This window comes from Ketobacter sp. GenoA1, from assembly GCF_003671475.1.
Lineage (GTDB): Bacteria > Pseudomonadota > Gammaproteobacteria > Pseudomonadales > Ketobacteraceae > Ketobacter.
The window spans coordinates 999,643-1,017,004 of sequence record NZ_RCHM01000042.1 but is presented as its reverse complement, the minus strand read 5'-3'; the positions used below and the strand labels follow the sequence as shown (position 1 = coordinate 1,017,004).

The 17,362-nt window shown below is 52.0% G+C and carries 17 protein-coding genes; 7 read left to right on the top strand and 10 right to left on the bottom strand.

The genetic code is table 11. From position 1 onward, the window contains the following. The first annotated feature begins 17 nt into the window (after positions 1-17). From D9N13_RS18360 to D9N13_RS18340, 5 genes are all read left to right on the top strand, one after another. The gene (locus D9N13_RS18360) at positions 18-464 is read left to right on the top strand and encodes an MgtC/SapB family protein (protein WP_290592998.1); all 447 of its coding nucleotides are present in this window, start codon (positions 18-20) and stop codon (positions 462-464) included. Position 465: 1 nt separating this feature from the next. Next, positions 466-1,803: an MATE family efflux transporter gene (locus tag D9N13_RS18355; RefSeq protein WP_290592996.1), complete on the top strand. Its 1,338-nt coding sequence runs from the start codon at positions 466-468 to the stop codon at positions 1,801-1,803. A 15-nt stretch (positions 1,804-1,818) separates the two neighbouring features. Beyond that, positions 1,819-2,073 (top strand): DUF2970 domain-containing protein, encoded by a 255-nt coding sequence (locus tag D9N13_RS18350; RefSeq protein ID WP_290592994.1) that lies wholly within the window; start codon positions 1,819-1,821, stop codon positions 2,071-2,073. A 202-nt stretch (positions 2,074-2,275) separates the two neighbouring features. After that, positions 2,276-3,928 carry a nitrite/sulfite reductase gene (locus tag D9N13_RS18345; protein ID WP_290592992.1) on the top strand — a complete coding sequence of 551 codons (1,653 nt, stop codon included), beginning with the start codon at positions 2,276-2,278 and terminating at the stop codon, positions 3,926-3,928. Next, complete coding sequence (locus D9N13_RS18340; RefSeq protein ID WP_290592990.1) at positions 3,918-4,409, top strand: DUF934 domain-containing protein; 492 nt, start codon at positions 3,918-3,920, stop codon at positions 4,407-4,409. Before D9N13_RS18345 ends, D9N13_RS18340 begins: the two co-directional genes overlap by 11 nt. Positions 4,410-4,477: 68 nt before the next feature. On the opposite strand, the gene D9N13_RS18335 is transcribed toward D9N13_RS18340, so the two are convergent. After that, the gene (locus D9N13_RS18335) at positions 4,478-5,935 is read right to left on the bottom strand and encodes a TrkH family potassium uptake protein (protein WP_290592988.1); all 1,458 of its coding nucleotides are present in this window, start codon (positions 5,933-5,935) and stop codon (positions 4,478-4,480) included. Positions 5,936-6,138: 203 nt separating this feature from the next. Here D9N13_RS18335 and D9N13_RS18330 point away from each other — a divergent pair, with 203 nt between their 5' ends. Both D9N13_RS18330 and D9N13_RS18325 read left to right on the top strand, forming a co-directional pair. Further along, on the top strand, positions 6,139-7,185 hold the full coding sequence (locus tag D9N13_RS18330) for a methyltransferase domain-containing protein (RefSeq protein ID WP_290592986.1): 1,047 nt from the start codon (positions 6,139-6,141) through the stop codon (positions 7,183-7,185). A gap of 65 nt (positions 7,186-7,250) precedes the next feature. Beyond that, on the top strand, positions 7,251-8,417 hold the full coding sequence (locus D9N13_RS18325) for a cation:proton antiporter (protein ID WP_290592984.1): 1,167 nt from the start codon (positions 7,251-7,253) through the stop codon (positions 8,415-8,417). A 5-nt stretch (positions 8,418-8,422) separates the two neighbouring features. Here the strand turns inward: D9N13_RS18325 and D9N13_RS18320 are convergent, their stop codons facing one another. From D9N13_RS18320 to dnaQ, 9 genes are all read right to left on the bottom strand, one after another. After that, the gene (locus D9N13_RS18320; protein WP_290592983.1) at positions 8,423-9,001 is read right to left on the bottom strand and encodes a hypothetical protein; all 579 of its coding nucleotides are present in this window, start codon (positions 8,999-9,001) and stop codon (positions 8,423-8,425) included. Positions 9,002-9,156: 155 nt separating this feature from the next. After that, entirely contained in the window at positions 9,157-9,660 is a 504-nt protein-coding gene (locus tag D9N13_RS18315; protein WP_290592981.1) for an FMN-binding protein, read from the bottom strand. 83 nt (positions 9,661-9,743) lie between these two features. After that, positions 9,744-10,916 carry a porin gene (locus tag D9N13_RS18310; protein WP_290592979.1) on the bottom strand — a complete coding sequence of 391 codons (1,173 nt, stop codon included), beginning with the start codon at positions 10,914-10,916 and terminating at the stop codon, positions 9,744-9,746. Positions 10,917-11,013: 97 nt separating this feature from the next. After that, the gene (locus D9N13_RS18305; RefSeq protein WP_290592977.1) at positions 11,014-12,018 is read right to left on the bottom strand and encodes a YhdH/YhfP family quinone oxidoreductase; all 1,005 of its coding nucleotides are present in this window, start codon (positions 12,016-12,018) and stop codon (positions 11,014-11,016) included. A 10-nt stretch (positions 12,019-12,028) separates the two neighbouring features. Beyond that, positions 12,029-13,066 (bottom strand): protease SohB, encoded by a 1,038-nt coding sequence (gene sohB / locus D9N13_RS18300; RefSeq protein WP_290593119.1) that lies wholly within the window; start codon positions 13,064-13,066, stop codon positions 12,029-12,031. Between the two features lie 81 nt (positions 13,067-13,147). Beyond that, positions 13,148-13,804, bottom strand: a complete 657-nt coding sequence (locus tag D9N13_RS18295; protein ID WP_290592975.1) for a phage holin family protein — start codon at positions 13,802-13,804, stop codon at positions 13,148-13,150. Positions 13,805-13,816: 12 nt separating this feature from the next. Next, positions 13,817-14,650: an NAD(+) diphosphatase gene (gene nudC / locus D9N13_RS18290; RefSeq protein ID WP_290592973.1), complete on the bottom strand. Its 834-nt coding sequence runs from the start codon at positions 14,648-14,650 to the stop codon at positions 13,817-13,819. 9 nt (positions 14,651-14,659) lie between these two features. Next, positions 14,660-16,375, bottom strand: a complete 1,716-nt coding sequence (locus D9N13_RS18285; protein ID WP_290592971.1) for a hypothetical protein — start codon at positions 16,373-16,375, stop codon at positions 14,660-14,662. 273 nt (positions 16,376-16,648) lie between these two features. After that, the gene (gene dnaQ, locus D9N13_RS18280) at positions 16,649-17,362 is read right to left on the bottom strand and encodes a DNA polymerase III subunit epsilon (protein ID WP_290592969.1); all 714 of its coding nucleotides are present in this window, start codon (positions 17,360-17,362) and stop codon (positions 16,649-16,651) included.

The following is a 17,362-nucleotide window of genomic DNA, read 5'->3' as shown; positions in this document are numbered from 1 at the left end:
ACAAAGGTGCCTCGATCATGAGCCTGGAGCTGAACGTAGAGCTAATCCTTTACCACTTTATGCAAATCGGTATCGCTTTTTTACTGGCGTTACCGGTTGCGATTAACCGCGAACAATCAGCGGGAGGTGCCGGCTTACGTACCTTTCCTCTGGTAGCGGTGGCCGCCTGCGCCTACATGCTGGTGGGTATGAGTGTCTATGAGGGTTCTGATGCGGAAGCCAGAGTCATGTACGGGATTCTCACCGGCATGGGCTTTATCGGTGGCGGAGCGATTCTTAAAAGCAACGGCAAAGTCGGTGGCACCGCCACGGCGGCCGCCATCTGGAACACCGGTGCAATAGGCGTATCCGTTGCTTACGGTCGATACGAAATCGCGTTGGTACTGTCTTTTATAAACTTTGTTGTGTTTCAATTGGCCAATCCCATAAAAAAAATCAGTGGTGCAAACCGCAACCAGGAATGAAATGACAGGCTACTGGCCGGATACGCAGCGACGACGACAAATATGGAGCCTGGCTCTGCCGATTATGGCAGGCATGATCTCGCAAAGTATTTTAAACATCGTGGATACCTGGATGGTATCGCACCTGGGCAGTCACGCCTTGGCGGCTGTGGGCATGGCCAGCAATACCAACTATCTGGCATCCGCCGCTGTTATCGGTCTGGGAGCCGGCGTACAGGCCATGGTGGCCCGGCGCCGTGGGGAGAATAATGTCACTGAAATGGCATTACCCTTGAATACAGGGTTGCTGATCGCCCTGATCATGGCAATCCCCTTGTTTCTGGTGTTCTTTTTCAGCGCTAAGCCCCTAATGGCGTTTTTAATCGATGATCCTCAGGTCACGCCGCTGGCCGCCGATTACTTTGCCATCCGTATCGCCGGCCTGTTTGCCCTTGGCATGAACTTCAGCTTTCGGGGCTATTGGAACGGAATTAATCGCTCCACCGTTTATATGCGTACCCTGATTGTAATGCATGTGGTCAACATCATATTGAGCTATGGTTTGATTTTTGGTGCCTTTGGTCTGCCTGAACTGGGTGTGGTGGGCGCGGGATTGGGCACCACCCTGGCGTTGTATCTGGCCAGTATTCTGTATCTGATACAGTGCTGGTTATTCTCCCGCAACGCAGGCTTTTTAAGGGCTTGGCCTGGTTGGCGACAAATCAAGGACACCCTTCAGTTGGCGCTGCCCAACTCCATTCAACAGGTGTTCTTCGCCGGTGGGTTGACCACGCTATTCTGGATTATCGCTCAGGTTGGCACCAATGAGCTGGCGATTGGTCATGTGCTGATTACCATCATCCTGTTTCTGATTCTGCCGGCAATGGGCCTGGGCATGGCGGCCACCTCTTTGGTGAGCCAGTCCCTGGGGCGCAGTGAACCTAATGACGCTTACCTGTGGGGTGTGAATATCACCTTGCTGGGCATGCTGTTTCTGTGGCTGGTGGCCTTGCCCTTGGTAGTAATGCCCGATCAGGTGCTCAGTTTGTTTTTCCAGGAGCCGGCCCTTATCGAGCTGGCCCGCGCACCGCTGCAGATCACCGGCTTGTTTATTGGGTTGGATGCCTGTGGAATCATACTGTCGCAGGCGCTTCTGGGGGCCGGTGCCAGCCGATCCGTTATGAAAATCAGCATTCTCCTGCAATGGGGTTTCTTCATACCAGCGGCGTTTCTCGTTGGCCCCTATTTGGGGCTCGGCTTACTGGGTATATGGATATGCCAATTGCTACAGCGTTTACTACAGGCCATTATAATGGCCTATCAGTGGCGGGCCGGGCGCTGGGCAACCATTCGCATTTAAGCAGAGTGTATGCAAATGTCTGAAAATAAAGAAAATACACAGAACAAAGATCAATTCGAAGCCGACAAGCATCATGGTCGGGGTTTTTTGGCGTTGATACAAAGTACGCTGGCGGCCATTTTTGGCGTTCAGAGCGACAAAAACCGCGAAGAAGACTTCAAGCAAGGGGATGCATCCCAGTTCATTACCATGGGTATTATTGCCGTGGTGGTCATCGTGGTGGTGATGATCCTGGTTGTGAGAAGCGTTCTGGAGTCCGCCGGACAATAACCCAAACAATAACCTTCTAGCCTAGTCTGGTAATGCTCGTTATTCATAAATGTATATATTGATATTTCAAAATATTCCTTTTATGAATAAAGCCATGCTGGTAACCTGCTCGCCTTAAAATCGCACGACCCTCTGTATTAACCGCCTAATACCATGATTTTTATGTGGTTACGGCCGTCGAACGCAGTAAACGAACCTAGTTATGTACTCATATACCGAATACGATCAGCAACTGTTGAATGAACGGGTTGCCCAGTATCGCAATCAAACCACGCGATTCCTGGAAGGCAAACTGTCCGAAGAAGAATTTCTGGCCCTGCGTCTGCAGAACGGCCTGTATGTGCAACGCCATGCGCCCATGCTGCGGGTTGCCATCCCATACGGCATGCTCAATAGTGCCCAGGTCAGGGTGCTGGCGGAAATCGCCCGTGATTACGACAAAGGTTACGCACATTTCAGCACCCGGCAGAACATCCAGTACAACTGGCCTGCTCTGGAGCTGGTACCGGATATTCTGGAGAAGCTTGCGTCTGTGCAAATGCACGCCATTCAAACCAGCGGCAACTGTATTCGCAACGTCACCACCGATCAGTTTGCCGGTGTGGCCACGGACGAAAGGGAAGATCCCCGCCCCTGGTGCGAAATCATCCGCCAGTGGAGTACCTTCCATCCGGAATTTGCCTACCTGCCACGAAAATTCAAAATCGCGGTTAACGCGTCGGAATCCGATCGGGCGGCAATCAAGTTCCATGATATCGGGGTTGAGATTGTGGGCGATGCCGACGGCAACACAGCCTTCGATATCTGGGTTGGTGGCGGCTTGGGCCGTACCCCGATAGTGGCAGAAAAAATCACCGAGGCGCTGGCTCCCAAATACCTGTTGTCCTATCTTGAGGCCATTCTGCGAGTGTACAACCGTTACGGCCGCCGTGATAACAAGTACAAGGCTCGCATCAAGATTCTGGTCAAAGCACTGGGCGTAGAAGCCTTTCGGGAAAAGGTGGAGGCCGAATGGCTCCATATGAAAGACACCGATATGGATCTGCCCCAGGCGGAAATCGACCGTATGAAGGCTTTCTTCCCCGCTCCGCAGTATGCCTTGCTGCCGCAAGCCGGTAATCAGCTACAGCAGCAAAGAGCTTCCAATCCTGGTTTCGATGCCTGGGTCAAACGCAATTGCACTGCCCATAAGCAACCTGGCTACATGGCAGTAACGCTGTCGTTGAAAGCCACCTCGGTAGCCCCGGGGGATGTCACCACCGATGAGCTGTTTGCCATTGCCGATCTGGCGGATCAATACAGTTTCGGTGAGGTTCGCAGCACTCACAAGCAAAACGTCGTATTGGCCGATGTCCAGCAAGACCAACTGTTTGAGTTGTGGGAAAAGCTCAAGGGTCTGGGCTTCGCCACCGCCAATATTGGTTGCCTTACGGACGTAATCTGCTGCCCGGGAGGCGATTTCTGCTCCCTGGCAAACGCCAAGTCCATCCCCATAGCCGAGCAGATCCAGCGTCAGTTTGATGATCTGGATTACCTCTATGACCTGGGTGAAATCGAACTCAATATTTCCGGTTGCATGAACGCTTGCGGCCATCACCACATCGGCAACATTGGTATCCTGGGTGTGGACAAGAAAGGCGAGGAATATTATCAGGTGTCACTGGGTGGCTGTTCCGGTCGCGATGCCAAAGTAGGCAAAATCATCGGTCCCTCATTCTTTGAGAACGATATTGCGAATGTGGTCACCAAGATCATCGATGTCTTTGTTGAAAAACGTATCGAAGGCGAGTCATTCCTCTCAACCTACGAGCGAGTTGGCATGGCGCCTTTTAAGGAGCGTGTCTATGCCGCATAAGATTATTAAGAACCGTGCCATCGTTGAAGACACCTTCACTCATATCAATGAAGCCGGTGACTTACCGGCTGAAGGCAACGTCATTATCCCTCAGTCGCTGTGGCCGGAGCTGGAATCCAAACTCAAAGATCATAACGGCAAGGTTGGGATTAAGGTCAGTGGTGACATTGAACCCGAAGAGATTGCCGGCTATTTGGATTCGGTGGACCTGATTGCCATTGAGTTTCCTGTGTTCCGTGACGGCCGGGGCTATTCACTGGCCCGCATTTTACGCGACCGAATGGGTTATGAAGGTGAGCTTCGCGCTTGTGGTGATGTATTGCGGGATCAAATGTTCTACATGCAGCGCTGCGGTTTCAATAGCTTTGAGCCCAGAGCAGATCGCTGTATAGAAGAAGCACTGACCGGATTGAATGATTTCTCGGTTACCTACCAGGCAGATGCGAACGAAAAGAAACCCATTTATCAGCGTCGGTCGTAATTGATTAAGCGGAGTTTCATGGCCACCGGCATACCTGGTGGCCATGATGCACTGGCGCCCTCTTACTATCACCGCCTCCAGAAATCCGGGATCAGCAGGCTCAGCACTGTGAAATATTCCAGCCTTCCCAGAATCATGGTAAAGGTCAGCACCCAGGTACCAAAGTCGGATACCGGCTGAAAGTTACTGTCTAATTCGCCAAACGCAGGCCCCAGCACATTGAGACAGGCCGCAACTGCCGTCAGGGCGGAAAGAAAACCCAGACCCGATGCCATCATAACAAGCGTCAGAACCATTGTGCTGACGGCGGCGACAAACATGAACACCACTGACGCCCCTAACACGGATGGCGTAACAGGTCTGCCCTGAAACTTGACAATAAATACACCACGGGAATGTATCAGGCGTTTGATTTCGAGATTGAAGAGCTTCACGCTCAGAATATTTCTGATCATCTTGTTACCACCTGCAGTGGAGCCCGCACAACCGCCGAGATAGCCAGCAAATATCAGAAGAAACACCACAGACAATGGCCAGTCTGCAAAGCTATCGGCAGCAAAGCCAGTGCTCGTCATGAACGAAATCAAATGAAACGCTCCTGCATTTAGTGCAACCCAGCTGTCGGAATACCCCCCCTGTTGACGTAAACCAAACCAGATCATCGACGTGATGAGTGCGATGCATAGCAGGAAATACCGGGTTTCCTCATCTCTCCAGTACAGTTTCAGTTGGCGACTGCGCCAAACTTTGAAATGCAGGGCAAAACTGATTGCCCCCAACAACATAAATATATCAGCCACCATGAGTACAGCGTTGCTGTTGAAATACCCCAAACTGGAATCATGGGTGGAAAACCCGCCGGTTGAAACTGTAGTTAAACTATGGCTTATGGCATCGAAGACAGACATGCCAGCCACATAGTAAGCAACGGCGCACAGCGCAGTCAGCACGAAATAGACAACCCACAGATAATGGGCTGTCTTGGCTATCCGGGGTGATAATTTTTCATCCTTAACGGGGCCTGGCGTTTCAGCCTTCAAAAGCTTTGTACCGCCCACATTGAGCATTGGCAACACCGCCACCACAAATATCACCACACCCAGCCCACCCAGCCACTGCAGGAACTGCCGATAGAGCAAAAAGGATTTCGGTAGGTCGTCGAGCCCAGTCAGTATGGTGGCGCCGGTGGTCGTTAAGGCGCTGACCGACTCGAACACACCATCACTGATGGAAACCTTGGTTACCATGATGATGGGAAAGGCCCCAAACAAACCGCTTACCAACCAGGTTGACACAGCAAACAGCACCGCATCCCGAAACCCCACTCGACGGAACTCGCGTTCTTTACCGGCCAATTGCACCAATAGGTAGGCAACAGCGAGGAAGACAACCGCAGGTGTGAAGAACTCTACCTCTTCGTGGTCCTCAAAAACGAGAACCGACAACATCCCGAAGAGGAAATCTACAGCCCCCATTAACCCGATAGGCAGAGCGAGCAGGTAGAGTGTCAGGGATTTACGTATCATTACTAAAGCGATACCTGTTTGCAGTTTGAAAAAACGGTGCGTATTGTCAGCACCAAAGGCATATTAGATACTCTGTCTTATCAATGGGCAAGTAATGAACAAATCAGGGAATTGATTTTTTCATGGCGTATGACCTAATCTAGGCAACGGTTATATTCCACACTGAGACTGACTTCACTGGCCACTTTCCGGAGATTCCGAAGATGCATGAGCAAGTAAAGGATTATTACGGCAAAACCTTACAAAACAGTGAGGATTTGCAGACCAATGCTTGCTGCACCGACACCGCAATGCCGGACTACCTAAAAGCCGTATTGTCCTCTATCCATGATGAGGTGATGGCTCGATATTACGGTTGCGGGCTTATTGCACCCCAGTTGCTGAAAGGCATGCGCATCCTGGATCTGGGGTGTGGATCGGGGCGTGATTGTTATGCGCTGTCGGCCCTGGTTGGGGAGCAGGGGTACGTGGTGGGTGTTGATATGACCGATGAGCAACTGCATATCGCCAATCAGTATGTGGATTACCACACCGAGCGATTTGGCTATGATCAGCCTAATGTACGCTTTGTGAAAGGCTATATCGAAAAGCTGGATCAACTCGATCTGGAGGCAAACTCTTTTGATATCATCGTATCCAATTGCGTCATCAACCTTTCTCCCGATAAGGAAGCCGTTCTCAAGCACGCCTACCGGCTACTGAAACCCGGTGGAGAAATGTATTTTTCAGACGTTTACTCCGATAGGCGGATACCACCAGACTTGATCTCCGATCCGGTATTGTATGGTGAGTGCTTGAGTGGTGCATTGTATTGGAATGACTTTGTCAATCTGGCAAAGCATTGTGGATTTACGGATCCCAGACTGGTAGAAGACCGGGTACTCACCATTGATAACCCCGAAATCCAATCCAGGCTTGCCGGCATTTCATTTTTCAGCGCTACTTATCGCCTGTTCAAGCTGGATGCGCTGGAGCCAGCCTGTGAAGATTATGGCCAGGCGGTAATTTACAAGGGCACCATTCTCCACAGCCCCCATCAAGTGCTGCTGGACAAGCATCACCTGATTGCAGCCGGCAAGGTTTTCCCGGTATGCGGCAACACCTACCGGATGCTGCATGACACCCGTTTTAAGGATCACTTTGAGTTTATTGGTAATTGGGAAACCCATTTTGGTATTTTCGAAGGCTGCGGCACCGCCCTGCCCTTTGCCACCACCAGCACCGACCAGAGTGACGGTGGCTGTTGTTAAAAATATCCAACCCAGGCTAATCGGTTTTGCTAAACTGGTAGTATGGTTTACCGGGGGTAGCGCGAATGGGTTCTGAATCCATTGTTTTTTCCATTTTCTTGATATTCAGTGGCGCCGCAGTCATTTCATCCTTCGCCCTGTTCACGCGCCAACCGTTGATTGTGGGTTACATTGTTCTGGGTGGATTATTCGGCCCTTACGGATTGGATCTGGTTTCTGACAGTAAAACCCTCGAACAGATCAGCCATATTGGTATCGTTTTTCTATTGTTCCTGCTGGGCCTGGACCTGCAGCCCCGCAATTTTGGCAAGCTGATCGGGCGAAGTGCGCTGGTCACCATCACCAGCGGGGTTATTCTGTGCCTGTTGGGTACGTTGATCTGCCGGCAGTTCGATTTCAGTTGGATGGAATCCGGGGTAATTGGTGTCTCCCTGATGTTCTCCAGTACCATCATTGGCATCAAGCTTCTCCCCACCACCATGCTCCATCATAAGCACACCGGCGAGGTGTTGATCGCAATTCTGTTGATCCAGGATATGCTTGCCATCATTACCCTTATTTTGCTCTCCGGTACGGATCACATTGGTGATGTGGGTGCCTGGTTGGGGGTTGGTATTGCCCTGCCCGGTTTAATCCTGGGCGCTCAGTACGCGGTACGCTGGGTCATTTTGCCCTTGCTGACGCGCTTTGACCGCTTCCACGAATACATATTTTTGCTGGCGATAGGATGGTGTCTGGGGGTGGCTGAATTGGCGGAAGCGCTGGGGTTGTCTTTGGAGATCGGTGCTTTCGTCGCTGGAATCAGTTTGGCCAACAGCCCTATTGCCCAATACATAGCGACCAATCTTAAGCCTTTGCGGGATTTTTTCCTGATTCTGTTTTTCTTCTCTATCGGCGCGGGCTTCAATCTGGGCCTGGTTAGCCAGATTTGGGTTCCCAGCTTGCTCATCACAGCCGTGGTATTGGTGCTGAAACCCGTACTTCATGCCAAGCTCCTGCGCGCCGTTGGCGAATCGAAGCATCTGTCCTGGGAAGCCGGTTTCCGCCTTGGTCAAACCAGTGAATTCTCGTTACTCATCGCCTTCATCGCCAGCGCCCAGGGCCTGATTGGCGTGGTGGCTGCCCACGTTATCCAGGCAACGGCCATTCTGACGTTTTTGATGTCCACCTACATCGTGGTATTTCGGTTTCCCACCCCAATCGCCATATCCGACCGATTACGCAGGGATTAATCGCATTATCGGGTACGCCGCAAGACGTACATCACTACTCCGGAAAGGGCAAGTGTCAGCATAAAGATTGCGCCCAGGTCCATGAGCAACCAGCCCCAACCGCCGAACCAGCGCCCGGCATGTACATCCAGAATAAAGCGTTCCCAGGTTAGATCCTGTACTCGAAACTGGCTCTGGAGAGATTGGGTCATTGGAGCGGGCACCGACTGCCACTGGGGGAGTATCATCTCATACCCCGATACCGCGGTTACTTCAAAGGAATCAACATCCAGTAAATACTGGTTTTGTGTAAACTGCAGGAGCAACCGGCCATCGTTCTTAATGCGGCCGGACTTGATCAATCGCCCTTCCGGCAGCGCGCTGAAGATTTCAATTCTGTCACCATCGGTGGAGAACAGCTCGACTTTGGAAGCGCAGGATGCAATTACCATAGGATCAAGCCAACTGACGCTGTGCCAGTCGCTGCTGCAGGTCGCTACGGAAACATCATCCCGGAACAGCTGGGTGCCCCCAATAACCCATAGATGTTCATCAACTGCCAGGCCCTGATAGGTTTCAGGGGCATTGAAGCCATAACTGTTCAAGATCCACTGGACTGATATCGGGCTTCGATCCCAGCCAAGTTGGCTACTGTGATTTGCCAGTATCCCAGTGATTGAAAGCACAATGATCAACGCGCACGCCAACAAACCAACACGCCGATGCCAATGCCAAAGAGTTCGAATGATTGTAGCGCGCTTCATAATGCCAATTGTTGGTGAAGATACAGAGCCCATCGAGCCACCGCGGTGACCGCGTTGACCGATAGTGTTGCTCCGCTGATGCTATCAATATTCCGGCTCAATTCATATTGATCCAGATGGGCATCCTGGAATTGCCGTTTAAAGAAATCATGCCGCACCTCTCCCCCCCGGGATTCCCGGTAAACCAGAATCTCCACCATCTTAATGCGGTCACCTTCTATGACCACTCCGATGGTAATCGGATGCTCTTTACCAATTTCATCCATTATCCAGGCGGTTCGCTGCCCTGCTTGCCAATAACGGGTGCGGAGCCCGGAGGGTGGATGGTCCAGCAATTTTGTGCCCACTTCCTTGCGTTCACCGGTAAACCAAATGACATGGTTGTTTGGCTCAGCGTCAGGAAACGCGAGCGCAAGGAATTGCGCTTGCGACAAGTACACTTGATCGGAATACGCAGGCAAGGGAATCAGAAACAGGAACAGGTATACGAATCGTTTCATATCTTTTACTACAAACAAACCCCGGCTGGTGTCTCCAGCTGGGGTTTGCAGGTGATTAAACAATATTGGACACGGTAAGAAAATCAGAAGCTCCAGCCAATGCCCAGATTGAAACCTTTTTTGGTGTCATTAGGTTCATTGGTTTTTTGAAAGTCAGCTTTCAAGGCCACGGTTTCAACCAGCCAATAGTTAATACCGGCATCAATCTGATCGTAATCAGACTCGATGCTGCTGTCGGCGGCCTGATTATCCCATTCGCTGTAACGGGCAAAGATACCCAGCTTGCTGGTCAGCTTATAGGACGGCTCGATATACCAACCGGTTTGCTCGCTGGATCCGGCTGCCACGTCATCAATGGCACTGTCGATATCCCAGGTCGCATACAGCGCTCTCAGACCCACGGGGCCCTTTTGCAGATCAACGTGCGTCTCAAGCAAAAGCGCGTCAAGGTCCTGAACAACGCCAACCACATCGCCCTGCATCAGATCCTGTTGCTGCTGCACGGTAAAGCCTGCCTGTACCCCGGGTATGCCATTCCACACCAGGCGGGCGGTATAAGCCAGATCAGTCGCATTGGCTTCACTGGTTTTCTGGCGGCCATCGCGGACCTTAAACTTACCACCGTCGATATCCAGATACAGACCTGAACTCACCGCCACATCATAGCTGACACCAGCGGCCACTTCACCGGAGCCCATCACACCACCTTCCCACCAGGTGGTTGGAATAATGTTCTTTTCAACATTATTGCGCTCCACACCGTAAAACGTGTCAGGCTCATGGGTTTCATTGAGGATGCCCACAGGAACCAGAAAGACACCGGCCTTGGCTGAGTGATTGGCGGCGTAGTCATACTCGATAAAGGCCTGTTCTATTTCAACTTCGCCGTTTTTACCTTCACCGGCCACGTTGTGTTCCACTTCCAGCTCGGAGAAGAACCGCACTTTGTCGCTAAACCGATGGCCGAAAAACAGTACAAACCGGTGCAGATCCAGCTCCACATTGTCCTTGGCTGCAGATTCGCTGTCGATATTGTTGTAGTGCACCTCAGCATAACCACCGAAACTGGTGTCAGCCCACCAGCCGTGCCCCAGATTGGCGTTGCTTTCCATGGCGCTGGTTAGTGCATCCAGCTGCGCCTGCTGCTCCTGCAGTTGACGCTTTAATAAGTCGATTTCTTCCTGGTTGGCGACGGCCCCGGCACTGGTGATTCCCGCCCCAAGCGCAACCGCTGCTGTTATTAGATTCTTAGCCATTAGCTAGCCCCTCAGCTATGTTACAGATTAATGAATGAAGGGCTGAATTAAAGAGCAAATAGAATACAAATGCAAATAATTTGCGTTTGTCGTCAGGCTAGTCTACTTTGACCACATATCGGCCCAAATGCTGTCCCTTTAATACTTGAGCAATGGCCTCAGGTAATTGTGGCAGGGTAATCTGCCGGGTTGTATCGGCCTTGAACGTGGCAAAGTCCGGGAACATCCATTGTTTTCCAATCATGTTCCAAATATCCTGCTTAACATCCAGTGGCAGCTCCACTGAGTCAACACCCAGTAGATTGACCCCTCTTAAGATAAAGGGAAACACGCTGGTATTGATGTCGTTGCCTCCCACCATGCCACAGCAGGCCACACTGCCACCATACTGAACCGACTTGATGACGTTACTGAGGACCGCGCCACCCACCGTGTCCACCACCGCCGCCCACTGCGGTTTGTTCATGGGGCGAGCGGCGTTTTCCAGTAAGGCCTCACGTGAGATAACACTGGTTGCACCCACCGCTTTCAACAGAGCCTCCTGATCGGACTTTCCGGTGCTGGCAACAACGTCGAACCCCATATTGCGCAGTAACCAAACGGCAACAATGCCAACCCCACCGGTTGCGCCGGTCACCAGTACCGGGCCCTGTTCCGGGGCAATGCCCACCTGCAGCAGCGTGTCCACACACATGGCTGCGGTAAAGCCGGCGGTGCCAAACACCATGGCATCCTCGGCCGATAAACTCTTGGGGCGGCGGATCACCCAATCCGATGGCACACGGATCTTGCCGGCAAATCCCCCGGCGGTGTTCATACCCAGGTCATACCCCATCACGATCACAGGGTCACCCGGCTGCAATCGGGGATCAATGGAAGACTCAACGCTGCCCGCAGCATCGATGCCCGGCGTATGGGGGTAGTTACGGGTTACCCCTTTGTTTCCCGATGCGGATAACGCATCTTTATAGTTCAGTGACGAATACTCTACGTTGATCACCACATCTCCGGGTGGTAAATCATCCAGGGTACGGTCGACGATGGACGGTTCGAACCTGCCGTCCGTTTCGCTTACCAGAAATGCCTTGAAAGTATCCGTCATGGTGGTCTCCTTAAACGAGGTGCTTGCCGCGTGATTGCAGTATACCCATCAGTCTGGTGACGGAGCGGGTCAGCGCGCCTTCCATAGCAAAGCCAAGCCGATCGGCCATGGACTTTTTCACTTCGTATGATACTTCGAAAATATCGCTGCTCTGACTGGCGTCATACAAATAATCGTCACTGGTCTGGATAACGTCGATCAAGCCCAGATCCACACATTGCTGGCCATACCAGTGCTCCCCGGTGGCAACGGCGTCCACGTCCAATGCGGGTCGATTGCGTTTGATTAAATCCTTGAAGAGAACATGTGTTTCCTCAATTTCCTCTACAAATTTCTTTTTGCCTTCTTCGGTGTTTTCACCCAGCATGGTCACCGTGCGCTTGAAATCGCCAGCAGTGTAGATGTCATAATCCACATCGTATTTCTTAAGAATCCGGTTAAAATTGGGCAGCTCTGCAACCACACCGATGGAGCCAAGAATGGCAAAGGGGGCGGCAATAATCTTATTGGCGGTACAGGCCATCATGTAGCCACCGCTGGCAGCAACTTTGTCCACGCACACCGTTAACGGGATTTCCTTTTGTCGTATACGCTCCAGTTGGGAGGATGCCAAGCCATAGGAATGTACCTGGCCACCGGGGCTTTCCAAGCGCAGAACCACTTCGTCCTGTTTTTCTGCCATGGTCAGCACGGCAGTAACTTCGTTGGCGAATTCCTCCACTCCCGAGGCCTTTACATCGCCATCAAAATCAAGCACGAAGACACGTTTGCGGCGCGCTTCTTCTTTATGCTTTTTCTTGGCTTTCTCCTCTTTCTTGCGGGCCTTCTCAATGTCCTTCAATTCATCTTTATCCAGGATATTGTGGCGCAGCGCATCGCGCAGGTCTTCGAAGAAATCGTTAAGGGGCGTGACCTGGATTTCGCCTTTATGATCCCTGCGTTGTCGGGATTGAGCGGTGGCTGCTGCCACGGCGATGATCATGAGAATGGCAATAACAATGGTGACGGCTTTGGCCAGGAACAGGCCATAGTCGGACAAAAATTCGATCACAGATGAACCTCGGGTGTTTTATTAATCCTGATTATTATACGAGGCCCTAAGATACCCCAAAGGGGTTGGGAATCCCACCTATTCCCATTCGCGAATGGCGATGATCGCCCGATCATTCTCCGGGCGTGCAATCAGCCCATTGGAGGTCAGTTGGATTGAAAACAAGGCGCCATCGGCCATGGGTAAAAAGGTGGCACTGCCATACTCTGCATCGAACCAGTGAATATGGCGGGATAGGCGGTCAATAGCGGACCAAAGATCGAATCCGACATCCGGATTACTGAGGGCGTAGACACTGCGCGGCTTGGTGCGCTCATCCTCCAGGGTGAAATAGCGGCCCTGGATGCGATCCAGCTTGTATCCGGGCCGACCACCGAGGCTGGCCAGAAGGCCTTTCCATTTGATCACCCGCGCATCCACCTGCCACAAATCACCGGAAATTTCGAACGGTATTTCAGAGCCGCTGGCGGACATAACCACATTGGCTTTGTATACCTGGTTGTCTAGTTTGTCAAAGCTGATGGTGGCGACAGTAACCTCTTTATCCACAGGTCGATAGGCATTGACGTTCAAAGCGGTGAGGCCCATGAAGATGGCCAGAATCAAGAATATGAAGCCGACCGTCCCCTTGATCCAGCCTAAGAACCAATCTCGGCGTAACAGCATGAATAACGCAATAGCCAGAAAAATCAGGCCAACGATCGCAAATGGGGCGGTGATCCACTGATATTGCATGATTAGATTCCGTTAGTTAAAGCCTTGGCTGGACATTTTCTTCACATAGGTGGCAATCAGTTCATGTGATATTGACCCCCGTGGCGGAATCATGGGCAGCTGATTGATACTCCACCAACCCGCTTCTTCGATTTCGTCATCCTCGAGCACGAGTTCCCCACCGGCATACTCAGCATGGAAACCGATCATCAGTGAATGGGGAAATGGCCAGGGTTGGCTACCCATATATTCCAAATTTGTCACCTTTACACCAACCTCTTCGGCAATTTCCCGGTGTATGGCCATCTCCAGGGTTTCACCCGGCTCCACAAATCCGGCAAGCGTGGAGAACATTCCAGGGGGAAAACCGGAGGACCGGGCCAGTAACACTTCATCGCCTTTAGTCACCAATACGATGATACAAGGGGATATGCGGGGATACTGCGTATGACCGCATTGCGGACACTGTTTGGCGCGATCACGATCATGGGCCAGGGTCCGGGTACCGCAGCGTCCGCAATACTGATGGTTTCTATCCCATTCCAGCACCTGCCGCGCCTTACCGGCGATGGTAAACAGGTTGGGATCGATCATCATGGCCACTCGACGTAAATCGTGCAGGACAAAATGAGGTGGCAGGGGGGCTTCTTCTCGAAGGGCGACAGCAAAACAATGGGTTGTCTGCCATTCTCCCAGGTAATGGGGCTCATCGTGTGCCAGCCCCAACAGGTCAAACTTGTCAATCTGCGGTACACTCAAACCATGCTGGTCCTGAACCATCAACAGTTTGCCCTGATAAAAGGCAAACCAGATTGGGTCACCTTGCACATCTTCGGGTGCTATTACCCCGGGAATAAATTCCATCATCACCTACCGTTATGCGGCTTTTACCGGAAAACCAAGCTCCTGCATGCTTTCTTCCGCCACATCCATTATGCCTTCGCCAATGGGTTTATCGTCTTCCATGCCTTCCAGATAGTAATCCACACTGGTGATGGCATCCGCCAGGGTTTCCATTAACGCCGGCGTGGGGGTTTCCGAGCGATCTTTTATGAGCTTGTTCTCAATAAACGCCTCACAGGAATTAACCACCGCTGCCGCCCGTTGCAATTGCAGGAAGACCAGGCCGCCCCAGACTGATTTGAGTGTCACCGGTACATTATTGAGATGCATGCCATCCCAGTTGGAATCCATAAAGGACGTGATCGCCCGTTTTGCCAGGGACAATCCTGCTCGAGCCTCGCCAACCACTACCCGCCGGGCGTCATCCAGCTGGGTAACTGAAATCCCGTCGTGTATAGCCTCTTCGGCCTTACTGCTGTAGAGGTTGCTGTCGGGGCCACGCCGGGGTGATAAGGTGGCAATGCTGTTTTCAACGTACAGCAACGCATCTGCAACGGTATTGAATTCTTCCGACTCCGGATCGATGTCTTCTGCCGACCAGTTACGAACCACATCGGACTTTTCTTTGAACAGGCCTGCGGCTTTACTCAACCCAAGCATGATCAGGGTATTGGCAACCTTGCGCATGGAATCGGCGATACCATCAAACCCTTCGTCGTCACCGGAGGCCCCGCGGGCCCCGAGATCCAGCGCATCCTTAATGTGGTTGAGTTCTTCGGCAAGGGCTTCTGCTACCGAGCGAATCACTGTACCGCCGGGGCCACGTAAAATTTCGCGCTCATGCCGCAAACTGGCATCGGTCAAACCACCGGTCTCCAGTTTGAACAACTCGGTGACCTGTTTTAGGTTCTCACCCACCGGGCCCGCCAGCGAGGCGATGTAGACACACTCTTGCACGGTGGGTTTGGCAGGTTCCTTATTGAGGGCGCCTTCCCCCAAATGCACCACATTTTTTATCTGGCGGTCCACCATGCCGAGCAAGGATTTACGCGCCGTGTTTAACTCCACCGCTTCCTGTCCAATGGCTTCCAGCACAGCCTGTGTTAACCACCACAGCTTGGAAATGGGTGTGTTGCCGCACAGCGCATCAATGCGCGACACTGCTCTGGACATCATCTTAGCGTTTGCGGAGATGCTCTCATTGCGCAGAATGCCCAGTAAACCCACTTGATACATGTGCCGCAACCTGCGGCCGGACGCCTGCAGCTGCGCGATATCCGGAGTAGCCGCATCCGGTTTCGGCGGCCTGGGGGGGTTATTCTCACCCAAATCGAAAAACACGCTCTCGGTGATCAATGAGCGGTTGAGGAAAAACCGCACTTCGTTGATGGTGGGTATCAGCAGCACCGGCAAAGCCTGTTTCTTCACCTCCACGTACTCGAGGTAATGGATCAGCACCATGATCGCATTACTGATGGCGGCAAGCTCTTTCTCGTTGTTTTTATCGTGATGGGCAAGAATCTTGTGGCCCAGTTGCTCCAGTTCTTCGGACAACAGGGAGGCACCGGGCAGGTTGATCAGTTTGAAAACCCCCTTGATCAGAGCGAATTGCTCGATGGCGGCCTTCAGGCGGGCTTCGTTTTCCGGCTCTTCGACAAATTGCTCCAGATTGGATTCTGCAATCGAGAGCGACTCATCGATTTGCTCTTTAACCAGATTGAGAGAAGCAGAACCTTCAATTGTTAGCATGCTGACACCGTTCTTGTTCTATGGATGCGGATATTGTGGTCAAGCCTGTTTACGGCTCAACCTAACCTAAAAATGTTTATCCAGGGCGTTTAATCATTATAGATTCTTTTTCCCGTTTTACTTCAACGAGATAACTACAGCCCCCACCGCAGGTTACGGGTACACATTAGCTTTAAAACGAGAAATCAGCCCTAACCTATTGTTAAACTGTATCTTTTAATTCAAACCTCGACAAGATAAACAGTGGAACCACTGCACAGAACCGGAATTTTGTTATTGCTTAAGCCAGATACAGTTACCGCCTGAGCTCTTATCGATACTGGCAAGACGCTCATTGTGCAGCGCCAATTCCTCAGAGGTGGCCGCCAGTACCCGTAATCTGGGTCGTTCACCGGCAAGGCGCTTGATGGCGGCTCCGGTAATGCCCCCCTCTTCGCCGTCTTCCCCAGTGGATAACACCAGGTTGGTCTGGCCGCCGGTCATGCCCAGGTAGACGTACGCCAGGATCTCAGCATCGAGCAATGCCCCGTGAAGATCCCGGTGGGAATTATCGATTTCGTAGCGTTTACAGAGGGCGTCCAGACTGTTGCGTTGCCCCGGGTGCATCTTTCTGGCCATCAACAAGGTATCAAGCACGGTGCAGTGGTCTTCTGTCTTGCCGAAACCGGCCTTCAGCAGACCAAATTCGTGATCCATAAAGCCCACGTCGAACGCGGCGTTGTGAATGACCAATTGCGCCCCTTTGATGTAGTCAAGAAACTCCCGGGCGATGTCCTTGAAACGGGGTTTATCCGCCAGGAATTCGTTGGTAATGCCATGTACCTCAATGGCCCCGTCATCAATTTCCCGGTCCGGCTGCAGGTAACGATGAAAATTGTTTCCCGTAAGACGGCGGTTCACCATTTCCACACAGCCTATTTCGATGATGCGGTGCCCTTCTGCAGGTTCCAGGCCGGTGGTTTCTGTGTCCAGTACAATCTGTCTCAT

Excerpts from the sequence above, each read along its gene's own strand:
- D9N13_RS18355 (WP_290592996.1), top strand. The coding sequence starts at position 466 with ATGACAGGCTACTGGCCGGATACGCAGCGACGACGACAAATATGGAGC.
- D9N13_RS18285 (WP_290592971.1), bottom strand. The coding sequence starts at position 16,375 with ATGCTAACAATTGAAGGTTCTGCTTCTCTCAATCTGGTTAAAGAGCAA.
- D9N13_RS18360 (WP_290592998.1), top strand. The coding sequence starts at position 18 with ATGAGCCTGGAGCTGAACGTAGAGCTAATCCTTTACCACTTTATGCAA.
- D9N13_RS18335 (WP_290592988.1), bottom strand. The coding sequence starts at position 5,935 with ATGATACGTAAATCCCTGACACTCTACCTGCTCGCTCTGCCTATCGGG.
- D9N13_RS18340 (WP_290592990.1), top strand. The coding sequence starts at position 3,918 with ATGCCGCATAAGATTATTAAGAACCGTGCCATCGTTGAAGACACCTTC.
- D9N13_RS18310 (WP_290592979.1), bottom strand. The coding sequence starts at position 10,916 with ATGGCTAAGAATCTAATAACAGCAGCGGTTGCGCTTGGGGCGGGAATC.
- D9N13_RS18350 (WP_290592994.1), top strand. The coding sequence starts at position 1,819 with ATGTCTGAAAATAAAGAAAATACACAGAACAAAGATCAATTCGAAGCC.
- dnaQ (WP_290592969.1), bottom strand. The coding sequence starts at position 17,362 with ATGAGACAGATTGTACTGGACACAGAAACCACCGGCCTGGAACCTGCA.
- D9N13_RS18315 (WP_290592981.1), bottom strand. The coding sequence starts at position 9,660 with ATGAAACGATTCGTATACCTGTTCCTGTTTCTGATTCCCTTGCCTGCG.
- nudC (WP_290592973.1), bottom strand. The coding sequence starts at position 14,650 with ATGATGGAATTTATTCCCGGGGTAATAGCACCCGAAGATGTGCAAGGT.
- D9N13_RS18330 (WP_290592986.1), top strand. The coding sequence starts at position 6,139 with ATGCATGAGCAAGTAAAGGATTATTACGGCAAAACCTTACAAAACAGT.
- D9N13_RS18295 (WP_290592975.1), bottom strand. The coding sequence starts at position 13,804 with ATGCAATATCAGTGGATCACCGCCCCATTTGCGATCGTTGGCCTGATT.
- D9N13_RS18305 (WP_290592977.1), bottom strand. The coding sequence starts at position 12,018 with ATGACGGATACTTTCAAGGCATTTCTGGTAAGCGAAACGGACGGCAGG.
- D9N13_RS18345 (WP_290592992.1), top strand. The coding sequence starts at position 2,276 with ATGTACTCATATACCGAATACGATCAGCAACTGTTGAATGAACGGGTT.
- D9N13_RS18325 (WP_290592984.1), top strand. The coding sequence starts at position 7,251 with ATGGGTTCTGAATCCATTGTTTTTTCCATTTTCTTGATATTCAGTGGC.